Source organism: Pseudoalteromonas lipolytica, assembly GCF_900116435.1.
GTDB lineage: Bacteria > Pseudomonadota > Gammaproteobacteria > Enterobacterales > Alteromonadaceae > Pseudoalteromonas > Pseudoalteromonas lipolytica.
Genome location: NZ_FPAZ01000011.1, coordinates 52,413 through 75,320, shown reverse-complemented (window position 1 = coordinate 75,320; position 22,908 = coordinate 52,413). Strand labels below are relative to the sequence as shown.

Genomic DNA, 22,908 nt, shown 5'->3' with positions numbered 1-22,908 from the left:
ACTATCCAAATTAACGTCAAATGTAATCACAAATTAATACTTAATAACTGCACTACACCATGGCAGCTTTTACATACACATCAAAGCGGTTTTTCTTGGTTTTGATTTGCATGCTGGGGGTTTTGTCATTTAAAAAAGGCGCGTAATCAGGTCGCTTAACAACAACCCGCTTAGTAGCTAATGGATACGCAAATTCGAGTAAATCGTCTGCATCGTTGTCCGCACCCACCAGCTCTTGGAATACACGCATTTCTTTTTTAACCAGTGCCGACTTTTCTCGATGTGGAAACATAGGATCTAAATAAACAACATCTGGTACGTTGTTACACTGAGCCAGTAATGTGTGGCTTGAGCCAAACACTAAGCTCATTTTTTCTTTCATCCATGGACCAATATCAGCATCGTTATAGGCTCGCTCTAGGCCATCGTATAATAACGCAGCAACCACAGGATGGCGCTCATGCAAAATTACATGACAACCTAACGACGCAAGCACAAAGCCATCTCGGCCAAGGCCTGCTGTTGCATCAAGCACAACGGGAGTGGCTCCTTTATTTAAGCCCACCGCTTTGGCTATCGCTTGACCTTTACCGCCACCAAACTTGCGACGATGCGCCGCCGCACCACTCACAAAATCAACATGAATAGCGCCCAGCTTCGGCTCATCCTTTTTTTTAAGGCTTAGGCCCTGATCGTCATAGTGCAATGAAAAGCCATCATTATTTTTAGCCCATTCGGCTAAACCGAAACGTTGCTCTATGGCGTCTAAATAAGGACGCATTTCTTTAAAAGGACAATGAATTACCACAATTTACTCCGTGAACCGAATGCAACGCAAGTATATACCCAAACGTATTTAAGATACATGGTTCACAGGTGTGCAAAGTAAAAGTTACGTCACTATTTAAATCGCTAAAATAGCTCGATATCTGTTTGCGAGGTGACATCTTCAGTATGGCGTGGCTCTGCAATTTTTTGCAGGTTTTCTAGTAACTCATTACGCGATTCAATAATGTGTTTAAGCTGATATTTAATAAATGCTAAATCATCATTAAGCGATGCAAATAACAACTGGGTTTGCTGTAACTGCTGAAGGTGAAAGACCACTTCATCACTGCTTGATACGTTACTTTGTTCCACTGACTTAGTTAGCTCAACTAATTGTGCGGCAAACTTTTCGACAGCCCGCTCTCGTGAGTCACTATTTTGATACATCTGTTCCGACAGCTCATTAAAAGCATTACCAATTTGCTGTGCTTGGGCTAACGCGCGCTCGTTCACTTCCATATCTTGTACTTTGGCGTTAGTCACTTCGAGAATATGCGGAAACAAATCTTTGTAACGCCCATAAAGCTGCGCATCGTCTAATGGCATGTTTTTTACTAACATCGATATTTTTGGGTAATTAACAATGGTGCGATGCCCAAAATCAACAAAGCGGTTTGCGTCACGGTGTTTTTCAAGTAGCTCTTGCTCAAGCGGACATACTCCACCTTCTGCACTGCAAAATACGCCGATATCTTGATACCAGAATGCAAGAACCACATCGAGATCCATCGGATTAAAAAACTCAAACATGTGTTCAGACAACGCTTTAATATCATGCGCATGATAACTTTGCCCTACGTAACGCATTATACGCCCCATATCGCCCGAGTCTGTCATGGCTATTTCGGCGGTGATCTGCGCACGTTCAACATCACTTTTTAACTTTTTAGAGTGCTGACGATATTGGTATAACACGCGAATACGCGCCATAAGTTCTTCAGCGTTGAACGGCTTAACAATGTAATCGGCTGCACCGGCATTGTAGCCCTTAACCCGGTCGGGCAATTCGGTTTTACCCGATAAAAACATCACCGGTGTATCTTTCGTTTGTGGGTGTGCTTTAAGTTCAGTGCATACTTCAAAACCCGTTTTGCCGGGCATTTCAATATCCAGCAAAATAATATCTGGATTATATTTAAGTGCCTGTCTTAATCCTTCTTCGCCATTTTTAGCATGGATCAATGTGCAAAAGCCCGAGAGCGACTCTTCGATGACATGATGTACGTATTTATCATCATCAATGGCTAACACCAGTTTTGACATGCTTTATTCCTGTAAATGCTTTTCTAAAAAGCATAGTACGCAAGATTGATTTTGCTAAGATTTATTAATAAAAAAAGCGCCTTACGGCGCTTTCATACAATAATAACTTAGGCTGCAATACCACTGTGTCTGAGGAGTGCATCGACTTGAGGTTCACGACCTCGGAACTTTTTAAATAATTCCATCGGCTCTTCACTGCCCCCTTTTTCTAAAATGTTCTTTAAGAAAGCGTGACCCGTTTCTTTATTAAAAATACCTTCTTCTTCAAATTTAGAGAAAGCATCTGCCGACAAAACTTCAGCCCATTTATATGAGTAATAACCGGCACTGTAACCACCGGCAAAAATATGGCTGAAACCATGCTGAAAACGGTTAAAGGCGGGGGCTTTAACAACCGCAGTTTTACTGCGAACTTCATCAAGCGTGGCTTGAATATTACAAGGTTCACCCGCTTTGTAATCATGGTGAATGGTAAAATCAAACAGCGAAAACTCTAACTGACGTAGCATTTGCATGCCCGATTGAAAGTTCTTCGCGGCCAATAGTTTATCAAGCAGTTCTTTTGGCAGCGGCTCACCCGTTTCATAGTGACCCGAGATAAAGTTAAGGGCCTCTTCTTCATAACACCAGTTTTCTAAGAACTGGCTTGGCAGCTCTACAGCATCCCATGCCACACCATTAATGCCCGCCACTGGCGCAGCATCAACTTGGGTCAACATATGATGAATACCGTGTCCAAACTCATGGAATAAAGTTGTCACTTCGTTATGAGTAAACAGCGCAGGTTTATCACCCACAGCTTTATTAAAGTTACAGACTAAGTAAGCGACAGGCGTTTGTAATTCGCCATTGGCGCGCACTTTACGCCCCATGCAATCGTCCATCCAAGCGCCACCACGTTTACGGTCACGTGCATATAAATCAAGATAAAAACGGCCGCGTAGCGTGTTACTGCTATCGTAAATCTCGAAGAAGCGCACATCAGGATGATAGCTATCAAACTCATGCACTTCTTTCACGCTAATATCAAACAAGCGGTTTACGGTGGTAAATAACCCGTTTAAGACCTTATCGGCAGGAAAGTATGGACGCAGTACTTCATCAGAAATTGCGTACTTTTCTTGCTTTAATTTTTCTGCGTAATACGCGTAATCCCATGCTGCAAGCTCGCTTACACCATGTTTTTCTTGTGCGTAGGCTGTTAATTCAGCAAGCTCTTGCTCAGCTTGAGGCTTTGACTTAGCCGCTAAATCTTCTAAAAACGAGAACACTTGCGACTCAGATTCGGCCATTTTAGTTGCTAATGACATTTCTGCGTAGCTGCTAAAACCGAGTAACTCGGCCAGTTCATGACGAAGTGCAAGCTCTTCGCTCATGATATCTGAGTTATCAAACTCACCTGCATTAGGGCCTTGGTCAGACGCACGAGTTACAAACGCAGTGTACGTTTCTTCACGTAATTTACGATTATCGGCATAGGTCATAATAGGCAAATAAGAAGGGAAATCTAAGGTGAACACCCAACCATCAAGCTCTTTGCTTTTTGCTGTATCGGCACCGAGTGCCAGTGCTGACTCAGGTAAGCCTGCTAATTCACTTTCATCTGTAATGTGTTTTTGCCAAGCGAGTGTCGCATCCATCACATTATTGCCAAACTTAGAGGCAAGCTCTGATAAGCGCGCACTAATTTCACCGTATCGTTTTTGTTGCTCAGGCTTTAAGGCAATGCCCGATAATTCAAAATCACGCAACGCATTAGTAATGGTTTTTTGCTGTGCAGTGGTGAGTGTTTTAAATTCTTCGCTGCTATGTAAAGCATTATAGGCATCGTATAAACCTTGATGCTGACCAACAAAGGTTGAGTACTCAGATAACAACGGCAAACATTGCTCATAAGCTTCGCGTAGCTCGTCGCTATTTACCACCGAATTCATGTGCGATACTGGCGAAAATAGTCGTGATAACTTGTCATCAGCCTCTTCAAGTGGAAGAACTAGGTCATTCCAAGTGTATGACTTACTTGCCAATACCTCATCAATTTTGGCACGACAGTGTGCAATCGCTTCTTTTAATGCCGGCACAACATGGGCTGGTTTAATCTTAGAAAACGGCGGAAGCCCTTCTAATCCAATAAGTGGGTTATTTTCTGCAATTGTCATTTTCGTTCTCAATTTTTATGCGAATATGGTGTTGAAGTTGGGGCGAATTGATGAAATACAAGGGGCTTAACCTCGGTCTTTATTATGCTATTATCAACTTATTAATAAATCGATTAATTAATAAAAAACTATCTGTTTTTGAGGACAAACTATGGCTCAGCATTTTGATTACATTGCAATTGGTGGTGGCAGTGGCGGTATTGCCTCTGCAAACCGTGCAGCAATGCGTGGCGCAAAAGTCGCACTTATTGAAGCAAAACACATGGGTGGCACCTGTGTGAATGTAGGTTGTGTTCCAAAGAAAGTAATGTGGCATGGCGCACAAATTGCTGAAGCAATTAATGCATACGCACCCGATTACGGCTTTGATGTCGAATTAAAAAGTTTTAGTTGGGCTAAATTAGTAGAAAGCCGCGAAGCTTACATTGGCCGTATCCACCAAGGGTATAACAAATACTTATCAAGCAATGGCGTAACGGTAATCAACGGTTTCGCGACCTTTGTTGATAACAAAACCGTTGAAGTTAACGGTGAGCTATACACCGCTGACCATATTCTGATTGCCGTGGGAGGTCGTCCAACGATTCCTAACATCCCAGGTGCTGAACTAGGTATTGATTCAAATGGCTTTTTTGAGCTAGATGCCCAACCTAAGCGTGTTGCTGTTGTGGGTGCTGGTTACATTGCTGTCGAAATCGCAGGTGTACTTCACAGCCTTGGCACTGAAACGCATTTATTTGTTCGTAAAAATAAACCATTACGTACTTTTGACCCTTACATTGTTGATACGCTTGTCGATATTATGGCGAAAGAAGGCCCGACACTTCACACTGACTGCACACCAAAAGAAGTGATTAAAGAAAGCGATGGCAGTTTAACAATTCACTTTGAAAATGGTCACAGCCAAAATGTCGATGAAGTTATTTGGGCTATTGGTCGTACACCAACAACCGATAAACTGAATATCACAGCAACCGACGTTGAGCTTAACGAAAGTGGCTACGTAAAAGTTGATGAGTATCAAAATACAACCGCTAAAAACATTTATGCCGTTGGCGACATCATCGAACACGGAATAGAGCTCACACCAGTGGCTGTAAAAGCGGGTCGTATTTTATCAGAGCGTTTATTCAATAAAGAATTGCCTGATGATTTAAAAATGGACTACGAGCTAGTACCTACAGTTGTATTCAGTCACCCACCAATCGGCACGATTGGTTTAACGGAGCAAGAAGCAATTTCGCAATATGGTGCTGAAAACGTAAAGGTTTATAAATCAAGCTTTGCAGCTATGTACACAGCAGTTACTCAACACCGCCAAGCATGTAACATGATGCTTGTGTGTGCAGGTGATAACGAAAAAGTTGTTGGCTTACACGGCATTGGCTTTACTGTTGATGAAATGATCCAAGGCTTTGCAGTCGCAATGAAGATGGGCGCAACCAAAGCAGATTTTGATGCCGTAGTGGCGATTCACCCTACCGGCTCAGAAGAGTTCGTGACGATGAGATAAACTCGCGTTGCGAGAAAATATTAAAAACCTTGCGGTGCTGCCGCAAGGTTTTTTTATGCCTTGTAGAAAGTCGGCACAAACCTTGTAGCTACGACGTTATACCAACATTTTGCCATTGTTTACTGTGTTATCGAGTAAAGATTACGCAATAAGCTTGGCATTTTTACAAGGAGGCACTGTGTCTAAGTCTGCAATTTTATATCGCATGGTAACCGATGAGCATATATGCCCATTTGGTTTAAAATCTAAAGATTTGTTAGAGCGCAATGGTTACGAGGTTGATGACCGCCACCTCACTAACCGCGAAGAAACAGATGCATTTAAAGAGCAGCATCAAGTAAAAACCACGCCACAAACCTTTATCGATAATAAGCGTATTGGGGGGTATGATGATTTGCGCGACTTTTTCAATCTGCCCGAAGCGGGTCAACAAGGCACAACTTATACCCCTGTTTTAGCGATTTTTGCGGTTACCCTGCTCTTAAGCTGCGGGTTTAGCTACGCCAGCGGCACAGCTTTACTGTCGATGCAAAACTTAATGCTGTTTGTTGCACTGACAATGGCGGTGCTCGCTATTCAAAAACTACAAGATCTGTACAGCTTTTCAAACTCATTCATTACTTATGATTTACTGGCAATGCGTGTTGTGCCTTATGCCTATGTTTACCCGTTTATTGAAGCCTACGTTGCCATAGGTATGGTGGCTAAGCTGCCAGCTTTAGCTGTCGCGCCATTTTCGTTGTTTATTGGTGGCATAGGTGCGGTATCGGTGTTTAAGGCCGTTTATATCGATAAGCGAGAGCTAAAATGTGCCTGTGTGGGTGGCGACAGCAATGTGCCGCTGGGCTTTATTTCTCTCAGCGAAAACTTATTTATGATAGCGGCAGGTATCTGGATGCTGAGTACACTTTAGCCATTTATGCTAAAGCTTTAGGTGATAATTTTCAGTGGCTTAATAAGACGTTAAGCCACTGTAATGGGCGTGCTACCCGCCATTGCGTAAGTCACGCTCAAACTCAGTTTCTGTTTTAACCGGATGACAAGTCGACGTCACTGAACCTTTGCTGCTGTCATCTTCGTCTGTACTAAAAATGGTATAGCTGTAATCGGTTTCTAGTTCACCGCCTAAACACTCGTGCTCGGCATACACTTCATTTGCAGACCCCTCTCTTACTTCCTGTGATGCACAGCCGGTAAGCATGAGTAGTATTAATAAAATTGGCGTTACTTTCATATTTTCACCTTAAAATTATTATATTTACTGCGAACAGTAACGAATATAGTGGTATTGATGGTACCTATATTGATACATTTTTACTGCAAAGTGAAGTGTTATGAAATGAGGCAGGTTAAAAATTTAACCTGCCTTACTGAAGCGGGAAAAAGAGGGCGACTAAGCCGTACCACCGACCGTTAAGTTGTCAATTTTAAGGCTTGGTTGACCAACCCCTACTGGCACGCTTTGACCGTCTTTACCACATACCCCTACGCCTTTATCAAGCGCAAGGTCGTTACCTACCATCGAAATTTGCTGCATCACTTCTGGGCCGTTACCAATCAGTGTTGCGCCTTTGATAGGCTGAGTAATTTTACCGTTTTCAATTAAATACGCTTCAGAGGCGCTAAATACGAACTTTCCTGAGGTGATATCAACTTGACCACCCCCAAAGTTTGGCGCAAAGATGCCTTTTTTCACAGAGCTAATAATATCAGCTTGGCTGTGCTCGCCCCCCAGCATGTAGGTATTAGTCATACGCGGCATAGGTAAATGAGCATACGACTCACGACGCGCATTACCTGTTGGGTTTACACCCATTAGGCGTGCATTGAGCTTATCTTGCATGTAGCCTTTTAGAATACCGTTTTCAATAAGCACGTTATACGCAGCAGGTGTGCCTTCGTCATCTACATTCAGTGAACCACGACGGTCGGCTATGGTGCCATCATCCACTACAGTACACAGCTCGGAAGCCACCTTTTGACCTACTTTACCGCTAAACGCAGAGGCACCTTTACGGTTAAAGTCACCTTCAAGACCATGACCCACGGCTTCATGCAGTAACACACCCGGCCAACCTGCCCCCAGTACCACTTCCATGCTACCTGCTGGCGCATCAATGGCTTCTAAGTTCACTTTAGCTTGGCGTACAGCTTCTTCTGCGTATTCCATCCAGCGCGGCTTACCATCAACTAACTCTTTAAAGTAGCCGTAATCTAAACGCGCACCGCCGCCTGCACCACCGCGCTCACGGCGACCATTCTTCTCAAGTAATACGGAACAATTTAAACGAATAAGCGGGCGAATATCGGTGGCAAAGGTGCCGTCGCTTGCTGCAATGAGTACCTCTTCGTACACTGCTGACATAGAGCTAATCACTTGCTCTGCGTCGGGGGCTAACTCGCGAATGTAGTTTTCAAGTTCGCGCAATAGGCTCACTTTGTCGTTATCGCTCATACTTTGAATTGGCTGATGCGGTGCATACTGCTGTTTTGCTGCTACATCGCTAAATACTTGAATCGTTTTGCTTTCGCCTGCATTAGCAATGCTTCGTGCTGCTGTTGCGGCTTTATTCAGCGCTTCAAGATTGATTGCATCTGAGTACGAAAACCCTGTCTTTTCACCGCTTACAGCGCGCACACCCACACCACGCTCAACGTTGTATGAGCCTTCTTTTACGAGACCATCTTCTAACACCCATGATTCATGGTGGCTAGATTGAAAATACAGATCGGCATAATCCACTTGATGCTGATGAATAAAAGCGAGCGTTTTTTCTAATTCTTCTCTATTTAGCTGGCTGTCATGTAATAAATGCTGTTCAACCGTGTTCATAATAAATGCTCTCTAAATCGTTGCTGAGACTGCACAGGCATGTCTTGGCGAATTGTATTCAGTCGGTTTAAATCAAGCTCATGGCTGATAAAACCAGTGCCTGAGGCAAGCTCACTGAGCGTGTTTCCCCATGGCGAAATAATAATGCTGTGGCCATATGTTTGTCGGCCATTTTCGTGCTCACCCCACTGTGCAGCGGCTACCACATAACATTGCGTTTCAATCGCTCTGGCAGCCAACAAGGTATGCCAATGAGCGGCTCCTGTTACAGTGGTAAAGGCACTGGGTACTAAGATGAGCTCAGCCCCTTGGCGCTGCATCGCAGTGAATAAACCACTAAAGCGTAGATCATAACATACTGCTAAGCCGATTTTACCAAAGGGTGAATCAACCACTACAATATCTTTGCCCGCTTCGGTGGCATCAGACTCCCGATAATTACGCGTGCCATCGGCAACATCGACATCAAATAAGTGGATCTTATTGTACTGCGCTACCACCTCACCTTGGTTATTAAATAAAAACGAGGCGGCTAAATATTTACCGTTAGGTTGTGATACCGGCACTGTCCCAGCAGCCAACCAAATATTATGTTGTTTACATAGCGCAGCCAGTGCGGCTGTGTACTGTTCAATGTGTAATCCGAGCTGATAACTTGCTTGAGTGTGCTTGCTAAAAATTAAAAAGCTCTCGGGTAAGCATACAAGCAGCGGACGTGTCGTGGGCAATTGTGCAAGCGTGTCTGCTAAAAAAGCCATATTTTGCTCCGCATTCATTCCCGAGCACATTTGCACTGCTACAACCTGCGGCTGAGTATTAACTGTCATTGTTGTCGAAGCTCGCTGAGGTGGCTGCATCTTTTAATTTAAGCCTTGTTGATGACTGCGGCTGGCTTTGTGCCGCTTGCGGTAAGGTTACTTCACGGCTCTTACGATCAACTTCTTCAACAACCGGATCATTCATACTGCCTGTCACCTTAAAGTTGATTTCTGAGATCACTCTCGCAGAGTGAATTACTTTATCGATTGCAAGCGCCGCAAGGCCACTTACCGGGTTGACCATCCATGCCACGATCACTGGGATACTTGAGGTAACCTGCGGAGCAACAGCTAGATCGTAGTCTATTTCAAAGGTATTTAAGTTAGTGTGGCCTTTAATCGTTAAGTCGGCAGGCACACCATCAAGCTTGGTATCTTGAGTGTAAGCAATCCCTTTCTCTAACTGCATCGTGCCTTGCATCTTGTTATAAAAGAAGCCTTTTGAAAATACATCTCTAAAATCAAGTTTGAGCTTACGTACCAGTGAGTCGAGACTAAGCAATGAAAACACCCTAGCACCACCGTCACTCACTTCCGCTAAATGCCCTTCACCTAAACGCCAATCTAACTCGCCTGCTAGCGTGGGCACATCAAAATTATACGGCGCACCTTGCCAAGCGAGGGCAAATTTTATGTCGGCATCGGAGTCTTTTACTGTAGTAGTAATATCAAACTCATCAAATAAGTCGCCAATATCATCACTTTGTAGGTGACCGTTAAAACGCGTTGAGCCATCAGCAAATTGCCCTTTTGCTCTCAGTATATGGTCGCCTTTATCTATCACGAGCTCAGTAAATATCAAGCTATTATTATCACCACCAAACGTGGCTTTTACTTTATCAAGTTGGTACTCGGCTAGTTTGCAATCTTCACAGTTAAATTCGATGGCTGGAATACGTGTTAACCAGCTTAAGTCTTCAGGTTGTTCAACTTCGTGTGCAGGCTCCGTCGCGGTGTTATTAAAGTTAACCCGTAAATAATCAGTAAATATTTGAATAGGCCTACGTGTATCGCCTGTCGGAATGAGTGCATCAGCTCTGAGCTCTTTGGCATTTAGTTTAAGCTCTAAATCGGCTTGCTTTGGTGCTAGCCTAAACTCAACATCATTAAAATCGATATTTTGAACCGCTAACTTATTAAATTGACCCGTTACATTGTTAAATGCAGGCATTACGCCAGGACCGTCTGATTTAGCCTTGGTCAAATCGATAATTTGCTCAATCAACCCAAACCATGGCACAAGCTTAGTTTCTGGTAGGTCAATCGATACCGCAAAACCATCTCGGTTAAGGCCTAAATCTTTTGAACCTAAAATAAGGTGTGCGTTATTAAACTGCTTTTTGCCATTATCTAAAATAGCATTGAAAAATAGCTGTTCATTGATATTTGCAGTGATCAAATTAGAAATATGATCGCCCTGCACTACCGCTTTGATAGGCCAAGCATTGTCTGCACTTTTTGTGTAAGGTGCGGGTAATTGACTGGTTATACCCACTAAGTTACCGCTGATATCAGCGCGATAGTTGAAGTCGTTGGGTAAAAAGTTAAGGGAGACATTAATAGCAACGTCACTTTGCCCCGTTAAATAACCTTCGAGCAGACCCTGCCCTTGCTCAATTAATGGTTCTGCATCTAAGGCCAATTTAATCGCGATTTCTGCGCGGTAGTTATCAGCCACATTTTCGCTATTAAAGCTGGCTGTTAACGGCATACCTAACCAATCAGCTTTGGCATTTTTTAAATCAATTTTGTCGTTATTAAATTTAACAATGCCCGTCATATGATTAAGTGTGATGCCAGGCTGAGCAAGATAAACAGGTAAATTAGCAAGCTCAACTTCGCCGAGGGTATCAACATGGCCTGAATGTAAATCGACAAGCAAATTAATATTTGCTGTGGCTTCACCTTGCGCTTGTACTACTTCAAAAACACTTGCTAACGGTTTAGCGAGCGGTGTGGCTGCAAAAAATGACTGTAATTTATTGCCGTGGGCACGTTTATTTATCGCTACATTTAGTGTATCGGCATGCATTAAATCAGCAATACTTACATGTACACTGTCGCCAAGTGATAAGTTAACAAGTGTGCCTGACTTGCTGTAAATATCCATGCGTTCATTTTCAAAATGCAAAATCACATTGGCATTTTCAACGCTGGGCCAACTGGGTGTGAACTGGTATTTGGCATTGTTCACATTTGCCAATACTTCGAACTGCCCTTGTTGCTCTTTAAACGGAAAACCGCTAAACGGCCCCGAAAACAACACCTGTGCTTTATTAACTTCGCCGCCTTTAATGGCGCCGTTTAGGTAGTTAACTAAGTTTTCGCTCATTACCGGTAATGGAAAATAATGCCCCGCCACGTTGGCATCAGGTGCGTACGCTTCGGCATATAAATCAAGGCGCGGCTCTGCAGTTAGGCTAAGCATCATTTCTGCTGCAACGGTTACTTCGTCATTATCAAGCCAAATGTTGTCACTGCTAATACGCCACCCATCGTCGTAATGACGTAAATCAAGTTCAACATTTAACTGATTATAAGGAATGTCTTGGCTAAAACTGCCATTGGTTAACAAACGGTTATTTTCGCCAAATAACGTTATACGCCCCGCAGCTTGGTTAATATTTCCCTCAACCCGAATGGCTTGCCCACCAGGGATCCCTTGTAAGGATAACCAGTTGAGCTGTTCACCCTTAAACCACAACTGCCAGTTATCTTGCGCACCAAATTCAACATACGCTTCGCTTAATTGGCCATTAGGCTGTCGTTCTAAAAATGGCGCTAATACTTCAAAGTTACTCAATTGAGATAATTTTGATAACAATGCAAAGTCAAACTGCTTGAGCCAAATCTTATTTGTATCTCCAAGCTGGGCTTCAAACTGCAATGTTGGCCATTGTTTTAAATCACTTTCAAAAGCAAGTCCGGTACTTTTTAAACGCCAACCATTCTGCCAAGGGAATAAGTGAAAGCCCCCTTCATTTAAACTAATTTGATGCGCTTCTTGGTTTTGTTGCCAATTTATGTAGCTGGGTAACCATTGCACTTTTACGTCACTGATCAGTCCTTTTTCAAGGCTAAACCAGGTTTGCAAGTTCATATCGGAGTGCAATTGTTGTTTGTCTGTATTGATGTATTGTGCCAGCCATTTTGAGACATCGACATTCGCAGCTTGCACATAAATATCGCCAGCCATGGTCTCAAGCGTTGAACCATTAAGTGCCATGCGGGCATCAAAGTTGCCGACAGAAATCCCCGGTAAGGCTAGGCTTCCTGAACCTTGATGCTGTTCTGGGGTATTTTGCCACACAATGTTTTCAAGAATTAACGTACGCTCTTTGCCATCATTAAGCATAAAATTAATGCTACTGTCTTGAATCGCAAAGTGGCCCGTTTCACCCAAAAACAAGCTTTCTATTAACTCTTTTTGCTCAAAACTGTCTGTTTGCTTGTTGTTGCCAAACTTAAGCATGGTTGGCAAATCAACATCGGCATGAAAACCATTGATCACAAAGTAACTTGATTTAAGTTGACGAGTTTTAATCGACTCCCACAGATTTACCTCTAGGCTGGCTTTATCTATGGTGAGTGCAATCGGTGAAGTCTGATTGTCCTCAAAGGAAATATCTTCAAGGACTAATGAAGGGCCTTTACCTTGCCAACTGGCTGAGATAGCACCTATTGAAAGATTTACATCGAACTGTTCATACAAAAACGCTTCAATGTCGCCTTTATAGTCATTGGCATATGGCAGGGTATACTTTAAAACAGAGACAATAACGGCCAGCAGTACGATAGTAATAGCAAAAACTTGCCATAACTTACGTAAACAAAAAAAGCAGACCGTTTTTGCCTTCATTACATCATTACCACATCAAACTGTTCTTGATTGTATAAACTCTCTGTTTGAATACTGACCTGTTTACCTATAAATAGTTCAAGCTCGGCGAGGTTATGATACTCATCGTTGATCAACGCTTCGCTTACCGAAGGCGCTGCATACACCATAAACTTATCGGCTGCGTAGGCACGGTTAACCCTGACAATTTCACGCAGAATTTCGTAGCATACCGTTTCAACGGTTTTTTGCGACCCTCGGCCTGAACACGCGGGGCACACGTCACATAAAATATGTTCTAAACTTTCGCGGGTACGCTTACGAGTCATCTCGACTAAACCCAGAGCAGATAAGCCATTGATGTTGGCTTTTGCGCGGTCTTTTGCCAGTGCCGACTCAAGTGAGTGTAAAACGCGACGTTTATGCTCGTCACTTACCATATCGATAAAGTCGATAATGATAATGCCACCTAAATTACGTAATCGCAGTTGTCGTGCGATTGCCGATGTTGCCTCGATGTTGGTGTTAAAAATGGTTTCTTCTAAATTACGATGCCCAACAAATGCACCGGTATTTACATCAACGGTAGTCATTGCTTCGGTTTGGTCAATAATTAAATAACCACCTGATTTAAGTTCAACTTTACGGTGAAGGGCTTTTTGAATTTCGGTTTCGACATCAAACAAATCGAAAATAGGTCGCTCACCTGGGTAGTATTCAAGCGCCCCAGATAAGATGGGCACAAACTCTTCAGTAAATTCTTTTAACTCTTGGTATGTCAGCTTTGAGTCAACACGAATGCGCTCCATGTCTTCGCCAACATAATCACGCAGGGTACGAAACGCCAGCGTTAAGTCTTCGTGTAAGATGCTCTCTTTACTGATTTTTTTGCGTTTATTGACAATTTTTTGCCACAGTTTTTTCAAAAACTCTGCATCGTGACGCAGCTCAGCTTCTGAAGCGCCTTCGGCAGCAGTACGCACAATAAAGCTGCCATCTTCATCGCCATATTCAGCGACTATTTTTTTCAGTCTGGTACGTTCTTCTTCGGTTTCAATACGCTGACTTACGCCAACATGGGTCGCGTCAGGCATGAACACTAAATAGCGTGATGGAATTGTGATATCAGTCGTTAAGCGCGCCCCTTTGGTGCCCAAAGGATCTTTCACTACTTGCACCATGATGTATTGACCTTGGCGCACTAGTTCACGGATATCTTGCACCTTTTTAATGGGCTGCTCATCGACCCCTTCAACAATTGAAGCACTATTTACAATGTCAGATGCGTGCAAGAACGCTGCTTTCTCTAAGCCTATATCAACAAATGCGGCTTGCATTCCCGGTAATACTCGGCTGATTTTGCCTAAGTAAATATTGCCAACAATGCCTAGGTTGCCAATTCTTTCTAGCTGGATTTCTTGTAGTACGCCGTTTTCAATAAGCGCAACACGACTTTCACTCGGTGTAACGTTGATCAGTAATTCAGTGCTCATGTTACCCTCTTAAAAATTCATTTAATAACTGCTCAGTCTCATATAAAGGTAAGCCTACTACTGCAAAATAGCTACCAGAAATATGACTTACAAACCGTCCACCTTGGCCTTGAATGCCATAACCACCCGCTTTATCGTGCGGTTCACCAGAGTGCCAATAAGCGTCGATTTCATCATCGCTAAGCTGTTTAAAAGTGACATCGGTAATAACAAGGCAGCTTTTTACGTGCTGTGTATCAGCAATTGCAACGGCGGTCATAACTTGGTGAGTTCGGCCCGACAAACGTTGCATCGTTGCAACAAAGTCGGCTTTATCAAGCGGTTTGCCAAGGGCTGTGTCATCAATAACCACAACCGTATCACTGCCTAACACGGGCCTGTCGGTATAGCCCATTGCAACGCCTGATTGTGCTTTGAGCTTGGCTAAACGTTCAACGTAATGACGTGGCGATTCGTTCGGGAATTGGCTTTCATCTGCATCAACGCTAAATTGAGAAAACTCAACGCCGAGTTGGCTGAGCAACTCTTTTCGGCGCGGTGATGCAGACGCCAAATAAATTGCGGTTTGCATTATCTAATCCTGAAATGACGGCGGTATTTACGCAAAATTAAGAAAATCCACCACCAACACAGCATGCCAGTCAGCACGGGCCACATATAATGAGGGCTGAAATAAACTCCCATCAAAAAGTGATTAAGCCAAAATTGCATTAGGTGGTAAAGCGTTAAAAACAAAGCAATTAATATACTTTGCTGCCATAAAGAAAAGTTTCTAATTTTTTGAAAGTTACTGGCGGTAATAAAAATACACACCGAATAGGTCAGCGAGTTCACGCCCAGTGGTGAGCCCGATGCTAAGTCCATTAATAAACCCACAACCCACGCTGTGCCAATGTTTAAACGGTGCGGCACCGCTAACGACCAGTACATAAGCACCAGTAACACCCAGTCTGGGCGGTATGGCTCAAATGAGATAGGTAACGGCATTAATGCCATGACCAGTGCAAAAAAGATACTAATTGCAATCAGCAAAGAGTGACGGCTATTCATTGCTTATGCTCTCCTGCTGATTACGCCACAGCACAACCAATAAACGAATTCGGTCAAGTTGGGCAATTGGCTCAGCATACACTTGTGCGAATGGGTGCCCTTCATCACGATTAATTTCGGTTACCACGGCCACAGGATACCCCTCAGGGAAAGTCCCCCCTAGACCTGAAGTCACTAAAATATCACCAATACGTACATCTAGACTATGCGGCACATGCGACAGCTTCACTACATTTATTTTGCCAATCCCTTCAACCACAGTGCGAACATCATTGCGTAAAATACGTACCGGTGTTGCATGGGTTGTGTCGGTCATAAGCAAAACGCGAGAAGTGGTTGAACCCACTTGTGTAATTTGCCCGACAACCCCCATTTCATCAATCACAGCTTGGCCTTCGCTTAAGCCATCTGTAGTGCCACGATTGATCACAACCTGATGGCTGTATGGATTTGAATGAACAGAGAGCACTTGGGCAATTATTTTACGATTTGATTGCTTTGCAGACGAGCCGAGTAACGCACGCAACTTGTCGTTTTCACGCGATAAAAATTGCAGCTGTTGTAGTTGTTCGCTTTGTAAAAGCTGTTTTTTCTTCAGTGCTTCGTTTTCAGTAAGAAGCTGATCGCGAGTATGAAGATTCTTCGCACCAATACTAAATAGCTCATACGGCAAATTGGCAAGATAGATGAGTGGGCTAACCAGTGTATTTAAACTGGTGCGGATTGTTGTACCACCTTGTGTATATCGATCGCCCACAATCAATACGACACTCAAAAGCACTGCGACAAAGAGTCGCAGTTGCAAAGAGATGGTACGACCAAACATTAACTTCATTAGTCGTAACTAAATACGTCACCACCGTGCATATCAATCATTTCTAATGCTTTACCGCCACCACGAGCAACACAAGTAAGTGGGTCGTCAGCAACAACAACAGGAATACCTGTTTCTTCCATTAATAAACGATCTAAATCTTTTAACAGTGCACCACCGCCTGTTAATACCATGCCGTGTGCAGAGATATCAGAGGCAAGCTCAGGAGGTGATTGCTCAAGTGCAACCATAACCGCACTTACAATCCCCATTAGAGGCTCTTGTAATGCTTCTAGGATTTCATGAGAGTTAAGTGTAAATGAGCGCGGCACGCCTTCAGCGAGGTTACGACCACGTACTTCAATCTCAACAGGCTCATCGGTTTTGAATGCCGAACCGATCTGATGCTTGATATTTTCAGCGGTTGCTTCACCAATTAGGCTACCAAAGTTACGACGGACGTAGTTGATAATAGCTTCATCAAATTTATCACCACCAATACGCACAGATGATGAGTAAACCACGCCATTAAGCGAGATAATGGCCACTTCTGTCGTACCACCACCGATATCTACAACCATTGAACCGGTTGCTTCTGATACTGGTAAGCCTGCACCGATTGCCGCAGCCATTGGCTCTTCAATCAAATACACTTCACGTGCACCTGCACCCATTGCTGATTCGCGAATAGCGCGTTTTTCAACTTGTGTTGCCCCACACGGCACACAAATTAAGACACGTGGGCTAGGACGCATAAAATTGTTGTTATGTACTTGCTTGATAAAGTGCTGGAGCATTTTTTCGGTGACATAAAAGTCGGCAATAACACCGTCTTTCATTGGACGAATCGCTTTAATGTTACCCGGTGTACGGCCTAACATTTGTTTTGCTTCCGTACCTACAGACGCAACACTTTTAGGACCACCAGCTCGCTCTTGACGAATAGCAACTACTGAAGGTTCATTTAATACGATACCTTCTTCTTTTACATAAATAAGGGTATTGGCTGTACCCAAGTCGATCGATAGATCGTTTGAAAAAATACCACGAAGTTTTTTAAACATGAGGCTGGATGACCTTTGATAATACGTTCTTATACTAGCTGCTCTCACTCTACCATGCTAAGCACAATAAAGCGCAACTGCCTTTATTAAATTGCTAAAAAAGGAAGCCTGCTTTGCTTCCTTTAAAAATTTTTATCGCTCGCGTACTAAACGAAACCCGATATAGTTTGCACGAAAATCTGGCGCTAAAATTAAGCGTGTTGATACACGTGCTAGGCTCGGAGCGAAATTCCATGCCCCACCACGAACAGTCACATCAGACTGCCCCGGTTTTTTGTTTGTCCATTCCCATACATTACCTACTGTGTCATACAGACCAAATGCATTAGGAGAAAACGACCCGGTTGGTGCAGCGCTTTTGTTTGACCATTCACTACCACACCAGCCACAGTTCGCTAAATTTTTACCTATCTCGTTACCCCAAGGGTATTCAGTTTCTTTACCTGCGCGTGCAGCGTACTCCCACTCAACCTCATTCGGTAAACGAAACAACTGCCCTGTTTGCCCTGATAACCAATCTGCATATGCTTTGGCATCATTATACGTTAAGCAAACAGCCGGAAAATCACTGTCTTGCTCAAAACCTGGGTTGCGCCAGTTTAAGGTCGCTTCCCATACTGGCTCACCATTTAAGTAATAAGCACAGCCACGATTCTTTTCGGCTTCTGTTTTATAACCTGTATTAGCAACGAATTGCTCATATTCACCCACACTGACTTCTTTGCTTTGCATGGCAAATGAGTTAGCAATGGTTTTTTCAACAACAGGGCGCTCATTAGCTAAGCCATTACCGTTAATGTCACCCATCTTAAATGTACCCGCTGGGATAACCACAATACTCGCTGTATTGGTTTTATTAACAATACTTGCCACTGGCGCTGCTGTAGGTTGCTCTGTTGCGACAACGGCAGCGACAATTGGTTCAGGCTCTTTCACTAATTTTGCATTAATAGTTTGAGCTTTACGCAAGTCTAAACGCGCTTTATAGCTTTTATAACCACGCTTGCGTATTTCAATATCATGAAAACCTCTTGGTAATGATGTCGTTAGCTTGGTTGACCCAAAGCTCACACCATCAATAAACACTTCATCATCATAAACATTTGAACGAAGCGTTAATTCAACCATTTTAGATTTTTTTAGATCAGGTAATGGTTCAACCCTTACTGGCTTTTTTACTGAGTAATCACTTACAGGTTGTTCGCTCATACGCGAAACCGATACCACCTGATTATTATCCTGAGAGTCACTGAATGTTAACTGACTATCAGAGTAAGTGGTGGTGTAATTGGGTTGATAGTTTCCAGCAAGCGGTGAACCATAATCTGCGCAAAAACGGTTGTCTAAGTTAAGCAGACTACATAAACGGCTGCTATTCACATCACCGCGCATCGTTACGCTTAAGTTCACGTTATAGTTACCTTGTCCGCTAAAGGCACTATTTACAACATGACTACTTAAAATTTTAACTTGTGCACCCGCTAAATTGCGTTTCGGCTCAACTAAACGTTCTTCTGTTAAGTTAGCAAAAATTTGATCTACAAAGCGCTTGGTGGCTTTTTGTAATCCCATTTGCTGACCACGTTGCTCACACGCTGCTAATGTTTCAGTGCGCTTACAATTAATCGTATGATTAACTTCAAGTGTGCCTTCACGCGTAAACTCATTGCGCAAACGTTCAACACGAGCTGTTGCGAGTTGCTCTTTTAAGCTCTCTAAGGTGTTTAGTTGGGTATGCTTAGCAACACGAATTTGCTCAATATCTTTTCTATGCGATGCAATTGCCGCCAATTGCATCGAAATGTCATCTTTGTTCTGTTTGTGATCCACCACTGCTTTTTGATAGCGCGTTTGTGCATTGCTAATATCTAAAGTGGGGTCATCAATTAATCGACGATACATCTCGTTCATTGCATCAAGCGCTTGGTTTTTTTCTTTGTCTAGCTCAGCTGAGCGGGCGCGCAATAATTCGAGTTGTTTTTGTAACTGACTTTCTTCTTTTAGGTGTTTTTCGAGTATTAAGGTCGAGTTATCGTATTCGGCTTGTTTTTTACTGATCTCTGATTCAATGCCAGTTACCGTAGCAGTATCTTGTGCAAATGCACTCGATGCTAGCAAACTAACTGAAATTAACAGAGATAAAGGAGCAATTCGCATATATTCCATTCCCAAAAAGCGGCAATTATTTGGTCATTATTATTTTTTATAATTAAACTCTTATGCTATGTACTTGCAAGGCAAAACACAAGCTTTGTTCAATTATTATCTGAGTTTACAACTATTACCTTAGTTGATGCCAGTAAATAACAAAATCATTTTAGTTTAATTGACTAATTTCTATCTCTATGACGACTTTGCTACAATTAAGCGTCTTTTTTAGCGTAAATTAAACCGTGACTATTATTTCTGAATCGCCTGTTCAAACCATCAACCACGAACTGTTATCAGCACAAAAGCTGACATTACAGATTAAACGTGATGATCTTATTCACCCACAAATTAGTGGTAACAAATGGCGTAAATTAAAATTTAATTTACAGGCTATGCAACAACAGGGAAAAACTGAGCTACTCACTTTTGGCGGCGCATTTTCAAACCATATTCATGCCACAGCAGCTGCGGGTCAGTTATTTGGGTTTAAAACGCACGGTATTATTCGCGGACCTGAGCTTGATGAACACAACCCCACATTGCAGAACGCCAAACGCTGTGGGATGACATTGCACCCCGTTAACCGTATTACTTACCGTTTAAGAGGCGAAAGCCGCTATTTGGCAGAATTACAAAAGCAGTTCCCGCATGCTTATATTCTACCAGAGGGAGGCACTAACCCTGCGGCGCTGCTGGGGTGCCAAGAATTAGCGCAAAGCTTACCGACGAGCGATGTCATTATGTGCCCAACAGGCAGTGGTGGCACGCTGGCAGGCTTAATTGAAGGCAGCCCACACTCCACAACCGTGCTCGGTATTGCAGTATTAAAACAGGCCGAATATTTAATTGATGACATTAAGCAACTGAGCCGTAAAGCAAGACAACAACAAAATTGGCAGCTATTACTTGAACATCATGATGGCGGTTATGGCAAATTCAGTCATGAACTGTGGGAGTTTTGTCAGACATTTACGCAACAACACGCCATCCCACTTGAGCCTATTTATAGCGGTAAAATGATGTATGCGCTGTGGCAATTGATAGAACAAGGTTTCTTCGCAGAAGGCACGCGGATCATGGCTATCCATACTGGTGGCTTGCAAGGGTTAGACGGCTTAAAGTACCGTCGTTTAATCTAACTAAAAGGCGTAATATCGGCAAGCTTTTGTAGGGGTTCAGCAAAGTAAAAACCTTGCGCTGCGATGACGCCTAAGTTTTTTAATGTTGCAAGCTCGTTGCGTGTTTCAACGCCTACAGCATAAACAGGAAAATTAAGCTCATTGCCTTTCGCTATAATCTGTCTAACCACTTTTTGTTGCTGCGTATTAGTATCAATATTATGAATAAGCTCGTATGCCAATTTAATACTACACACATTATTAAGTTGCTTGTATTCAACAAGGTTTTCGGCACTGCGAACATTGTCAATCACAATACCTGCGGATAATTTTTCTAAACAAGCAAACTGCGAGCTCAATTGTTTATGCTGTTTTAAATAATCGTCTTCACTGAGCTCAAATTGTAATTTATTAGCTGCATCAAAGCCTTGCATTTGCGCTTTAAACCAATGCCAAAACTCATCATTAAACCAGTTCATCGCATGTAAGTTTATACTTACCATCATCGCACCTGATTCGTTATCAAGCATTTTTTGTACTTGTGTCACTACGGTTTGATCTAACAATAAAACATCTTTCTTGCTGGTCATCTGTGGAATGAAATGACGAGCAGCAAGTAATCCTAAGCTTTTATGACGAATTCTAATAAGCGCTTCATGCTGTAAAATTTCCCCTGTTTCTAAGTCAAACAACGGTTGAAAGAACAGCATAAAATGCTTTTTCTTAATGTACTCAAACAGGTGCTCATTACTATCACTGAGCATGCTAGATTGCGTATGCCCAAACGGTAAGCGGTGAATGTGTTGCCATGCACTTTGCTTAGCTAAAGTTAGTGCCGATTTAGTAAGCTGATACACCACAGCCTGATCAGCACCAGTACGGTAATTACATACACCTATTTTTATATCACCACGCGATAAATCGCTGCGATAATTAAGGCACGCTTGATATACAACGTGATGCAAACGCTTGGTGTACTTATCAACTTCGGTGGCAGGCACACTGTTTAGTGTTACAGCTATACCGCCCGAGGGAAGTAGTTTTACCGAGCGATTAACAAGTTCCCCAAACCCTTTGGCAATCACTACTTTAAAGTAATTATCGACATCAAGATTCGCCGGAAACGGGGTTTTCCAAAAAAACAGAGCAAATAAATGATTGTAGTTTGTTGGTACCCCATACAAAATATTTAAATCTTGATGAGGCAGTGGCTTTGGCAGCTCTCCTTTTTTAAGTACCGGCTTGACCTGTTTTTCAATAGGCTTCACTGGCGGTGCTGCGGCTACCAATACTTTTTTAGACAGTACTCGCCACCAGCGGAATCCCCAATACACAGCCCCAATTAGAATTAAGTTCAAAAAGATAAATAAATGACTTTCAACGACCCATGAAGGCCAGTGAAAAAGGCGCAAACTCACAGTGTGATAACTAAATACCTCCTGCTCTAAATCAATAAAGTTGGCAAAATTATGTGGCACATCTGTCACGTTCATAGCAAAACCTTTACTTTCAACTAAGGTTGCAATGATATCTTTTGACGCAATGGGGTCTAAGTTTAAGTCGTATACTTGCCTTGCAAGCTCAGTACCTGTGCGATGCACTTTCTCGTGTAATACGTCACTTAAAAAAATATTAAAAACAACTAATAACAAAAAAGCGGCCGTCACATAAATGACTTCCGGTTGCTTTATTTGTGATGTTAGGTCTTTTTTCATTTCACAAGTTAGTTGCCCAAATATACACAAAGTGTTGTTCAAGAACCCTATAAATACAAGGCTGCAGCGCGATTTAAAGAAATTTCTGATTCATCCCCTGACCAACGCTGTCAAAAGTTACGTAAATTTAAACACCTAGCAAAATGCCTTAATGAGAATTATTTTGTAACCGAAACATATTCGAAGCCATCCCTATTCGTTTATACCATTGTGCTTAATTAAGTGGTCTATTTTGAGCAATAAAAAACCCA

At 42.7% G+C, this 22,908-nt stretch carries 17 protein-coding genes; 3 read left to right on the top strand and 14 right to left on the bottom strand.

The genetic code is table 11. From position 1 onward, the window contains the following. Nucleotides 1-52: 52 nt before the first annotated feature. The 3 genes from BM378_RS12840 to prlC all read right to left on the bottom strand — a co-directional run bounded on the left by BM378_RS12840 (nucleotide 53) and on the right by prlC (nucleotide 4,250). A complete protein-coding gene (locus BM378_RS12840) occupies nucleotides 53-808 on the bottom strand; it encodes a class I SAM-dependent methyltransferase (protein ID WP_036973144.1) in 756 nt (251 codons plus the stop codon). Between the two features lie 104 nt (nucleotides 809-912). Next, nucleotides 913-2,091 (bottom strand): response regulator, encoded by a 1,179-nt coding sequence (locus BM378_RS12835; RefSeq protein WP_036973146.1) that lies wholly within the window; start codon nucleotides 2,089-2,091, stop codon nucleotides 913-915. A gap of 107 nt (nucleotides 2,092-2,198) precedes the next feature. Continuing rightward, complete coding sequence (gene prlC, locus BM378_RS12830; protein WP_036973149.1) at nucleotides 2,199-4,250, bottom strand: oligopeptidase A; 2,052 nt, start codon at nucleotides 4,248-4,250, stop codon at nucleotides 2,199-2,201. Nucleotides 4,251-4,401: 151 nt separating this feature from the next. Between prlC and gorA the strand changes: the two genes are divergently transcribed. Next, nucleotides 4,402-5,763 (top strand): glutathione-disulfide reductase, encoded by a 1,362-nt coding sequence (gene gorA, locus BM378_RS12825; RefSeq protein WP_036973152.1) that lies wholly within the window; start codon nucleotides 4,402-4,404, stop codon nucleotides 5,761-5,763. 178 nt (nucleotides 5,764-5,941) lie between these two features. After that, nucleotides 5,942-6,676, top strand: a complete 735-nt coding sequence (locus BM378_RS12820; RefSeq protein ID WP_036973154.1) for a glutaredoxin family protein — start codon at nucleotides 5,942-5,944, stop codon at nucleotides 6,674-6,676. 72 nt (nucleotides 6,677-6,748) lie between these two features. Here the strand turns inward: BM378_RS12820 and BM378_RS12815 are convergent, their stop codons facing one another. The 10 genes from BM378_RS12815 to BM378_RS12770 all read right to left on the bottom strand — a co-directional run bounded on the left by BM378_RS12815 (nucleotide 6,749) and on the right by BM378_RS12770 (nucleotide 19,830). Continuing rightward, on the bottom strand, nucleotides 6,749-6,997 hold the full coding sequence (locus BM378_RS12815) for a hypothetical protein (RefSeq protein WP_051501928.1): 249 nt from the start codon (nucleotides 6,995-6,997) through the stop codon (nucleotides 6,749-6,751). Nucleotides 6,998-7,156: 159 nt separating this feature from the next. Next, nucleotides 7,157-8,596, bottom strand: coding sequence for a metalloprotease TldD (tldD, locus tag BM378_RS12810; RefSeq protein ID WP_036973157.1), 1,440 nt, complete (start codon nucleotides 8,594-8,596; stop codon nucleotides 7,157-7,159). Further along, nucleotides 8,593-9,423, bottom strand: a complete 831-nt coding sequence (locus BM378_RS12805) for a carbon-nitrogen hydrolase family protein (protein WP_074989348.1) — start codon at nucleotides 9,421-9,423, stop codon at nucleotides 8,593-8,595. Before BM378_RS12805 ends, tldD begins: the two co-directional genes overlap by 4 nt. After that, nucleotides 9,413-13,273: a YhdP family protein gene (locus BM378_RS12800; protein ID WP_074989347.1), complete on the bottom strand. Its 3,861-nt coding sequence runs from the start codon at nucleotides 13,271-13,273 to the stop codon at nucleotides 9,413-9,415. The genes BM378_RS12805 and BM378_RS12800 overlap by 11 nt, the downstream gene beginning before the upstream one ends. Further along, nucleotides 13,273-14,745 carry a ribonuclease G gene (rng, locus tag BM378_RS12795; protein WP_036973165.1) on the bottom strand — a complete coding sequence of 491 codons (1,473 nt, stop codon included), beginning with the start codon at nucleotides 14,743-14,745 and terminating at the stop codon, nucleotides 13,273-13,275. Before rng ends, BM378_RS12800 begins: the two co-directional genes overlap by 1 nt. Nucleotide 14,746: 1 nt before the next feature. Continuing rightward, complete coding sequence (locus BM378_RS12790) at nucleotides 14,747-15,316, bottom strand: Maf family protein (protein ID WP_036973166.1); 570 nt, start codon at nucleotides 15,314-15,316, stop codon at nucleotides 14,747-14,749. Next, nucleotides 15,316-15,795: a rod shape-determining protein MreD gene (mreD, locus tag BM378_RS12785; RefSeq protein ID WP_036973169.1), complete on the bottom strand. Its 480-nt coding sequence runs from the start codon at nucleotides 15,793-15,795 to the stop codon at nucleotides 15,316-15,318. Before mreD ends, BM378_RS12790 begins: the two co-directional genes overlap by 1 nt. Continuing rightward, nucleotides 15,788-16,630 carry a rod shape-determining protein MreC gene (gene mreC / locus BM378_RS12780; protein ID WP_174403892.1) on the bottom strand — a complete coding sequence of 281 codons (843 nt, stop codon included), beginning with the start codon at nucleotides 16,628-16,630 and terminating at the stop codon, nucleotides 15,788-15,790. Before mreC ends, mreD begins: the two co-directional genes overlap by 8 nt. Further along, the gene (locus BM378_RS12775) at nucleotides 16,630-17,673 is read right to left on the bottom strand and encodes a rod shape-determining protein (RefSeq protein ID WP_036973172.1); all 1,044 of its coding nucleotides are present in this window, start codon (nucleotides 17,671-17,673) and stop codon (nucleotides 16,630-16,632) included. Before BM378_RS12775 ends, mreC begins: the two co-directional genes overlap by 1 nt. Before the next feature lie 132 nt (nucleotides 17,674-17,805). Continuing rightward, nucleotides 17,806-19,830, bottom strand: coding sequence for an SUMF1/EgtB/PvdO family nonheme iron enzyme (locus BM378_RS12770; RefSeq protein WP_036973173.1), 2,025 nt, complete (start codon nucleotides 19,828-19,830; stop codon nucleotides 17,806-17,808). A gap of 236 nt (nucleotides 19,831-20,066) precedes the next feature. On the opposite strand from BM378_RS12770, the gene BM378_RS12765 reads away from it, so the two are divergent. Next, nucleotides 20,067-20,963, top strand: coding sequence for a 1-aminocyclopropane-1-carboxylate deaminase/D-cysteine desulfhydrase (locus tag BM378_RS12765; RefSeq protein WP_036973175.1), 897 nt, complete (start codon nucleotides 20,067-20,069; stop codon nucleotides 20,961-20,963). Here the strand turns inward: BM378_RS12765 and BM378_RS12760 are convergent. After that, entirely contained in the window at nucleotides 20,960-22,657 is a 1,698-nt protein-coding gene (locus BM378_RS12760) for an EAL domain-containing protein (RefSeq protein ID WP_051501929.1), read from the bottom strand. The two genes, BM378_RS12765 and BM378_RS12760, sit on opposite strands and share 4 nt — an antisense overlap. Nucleotides 22,658-22,908: the final 251 nt, after the last annotated feature.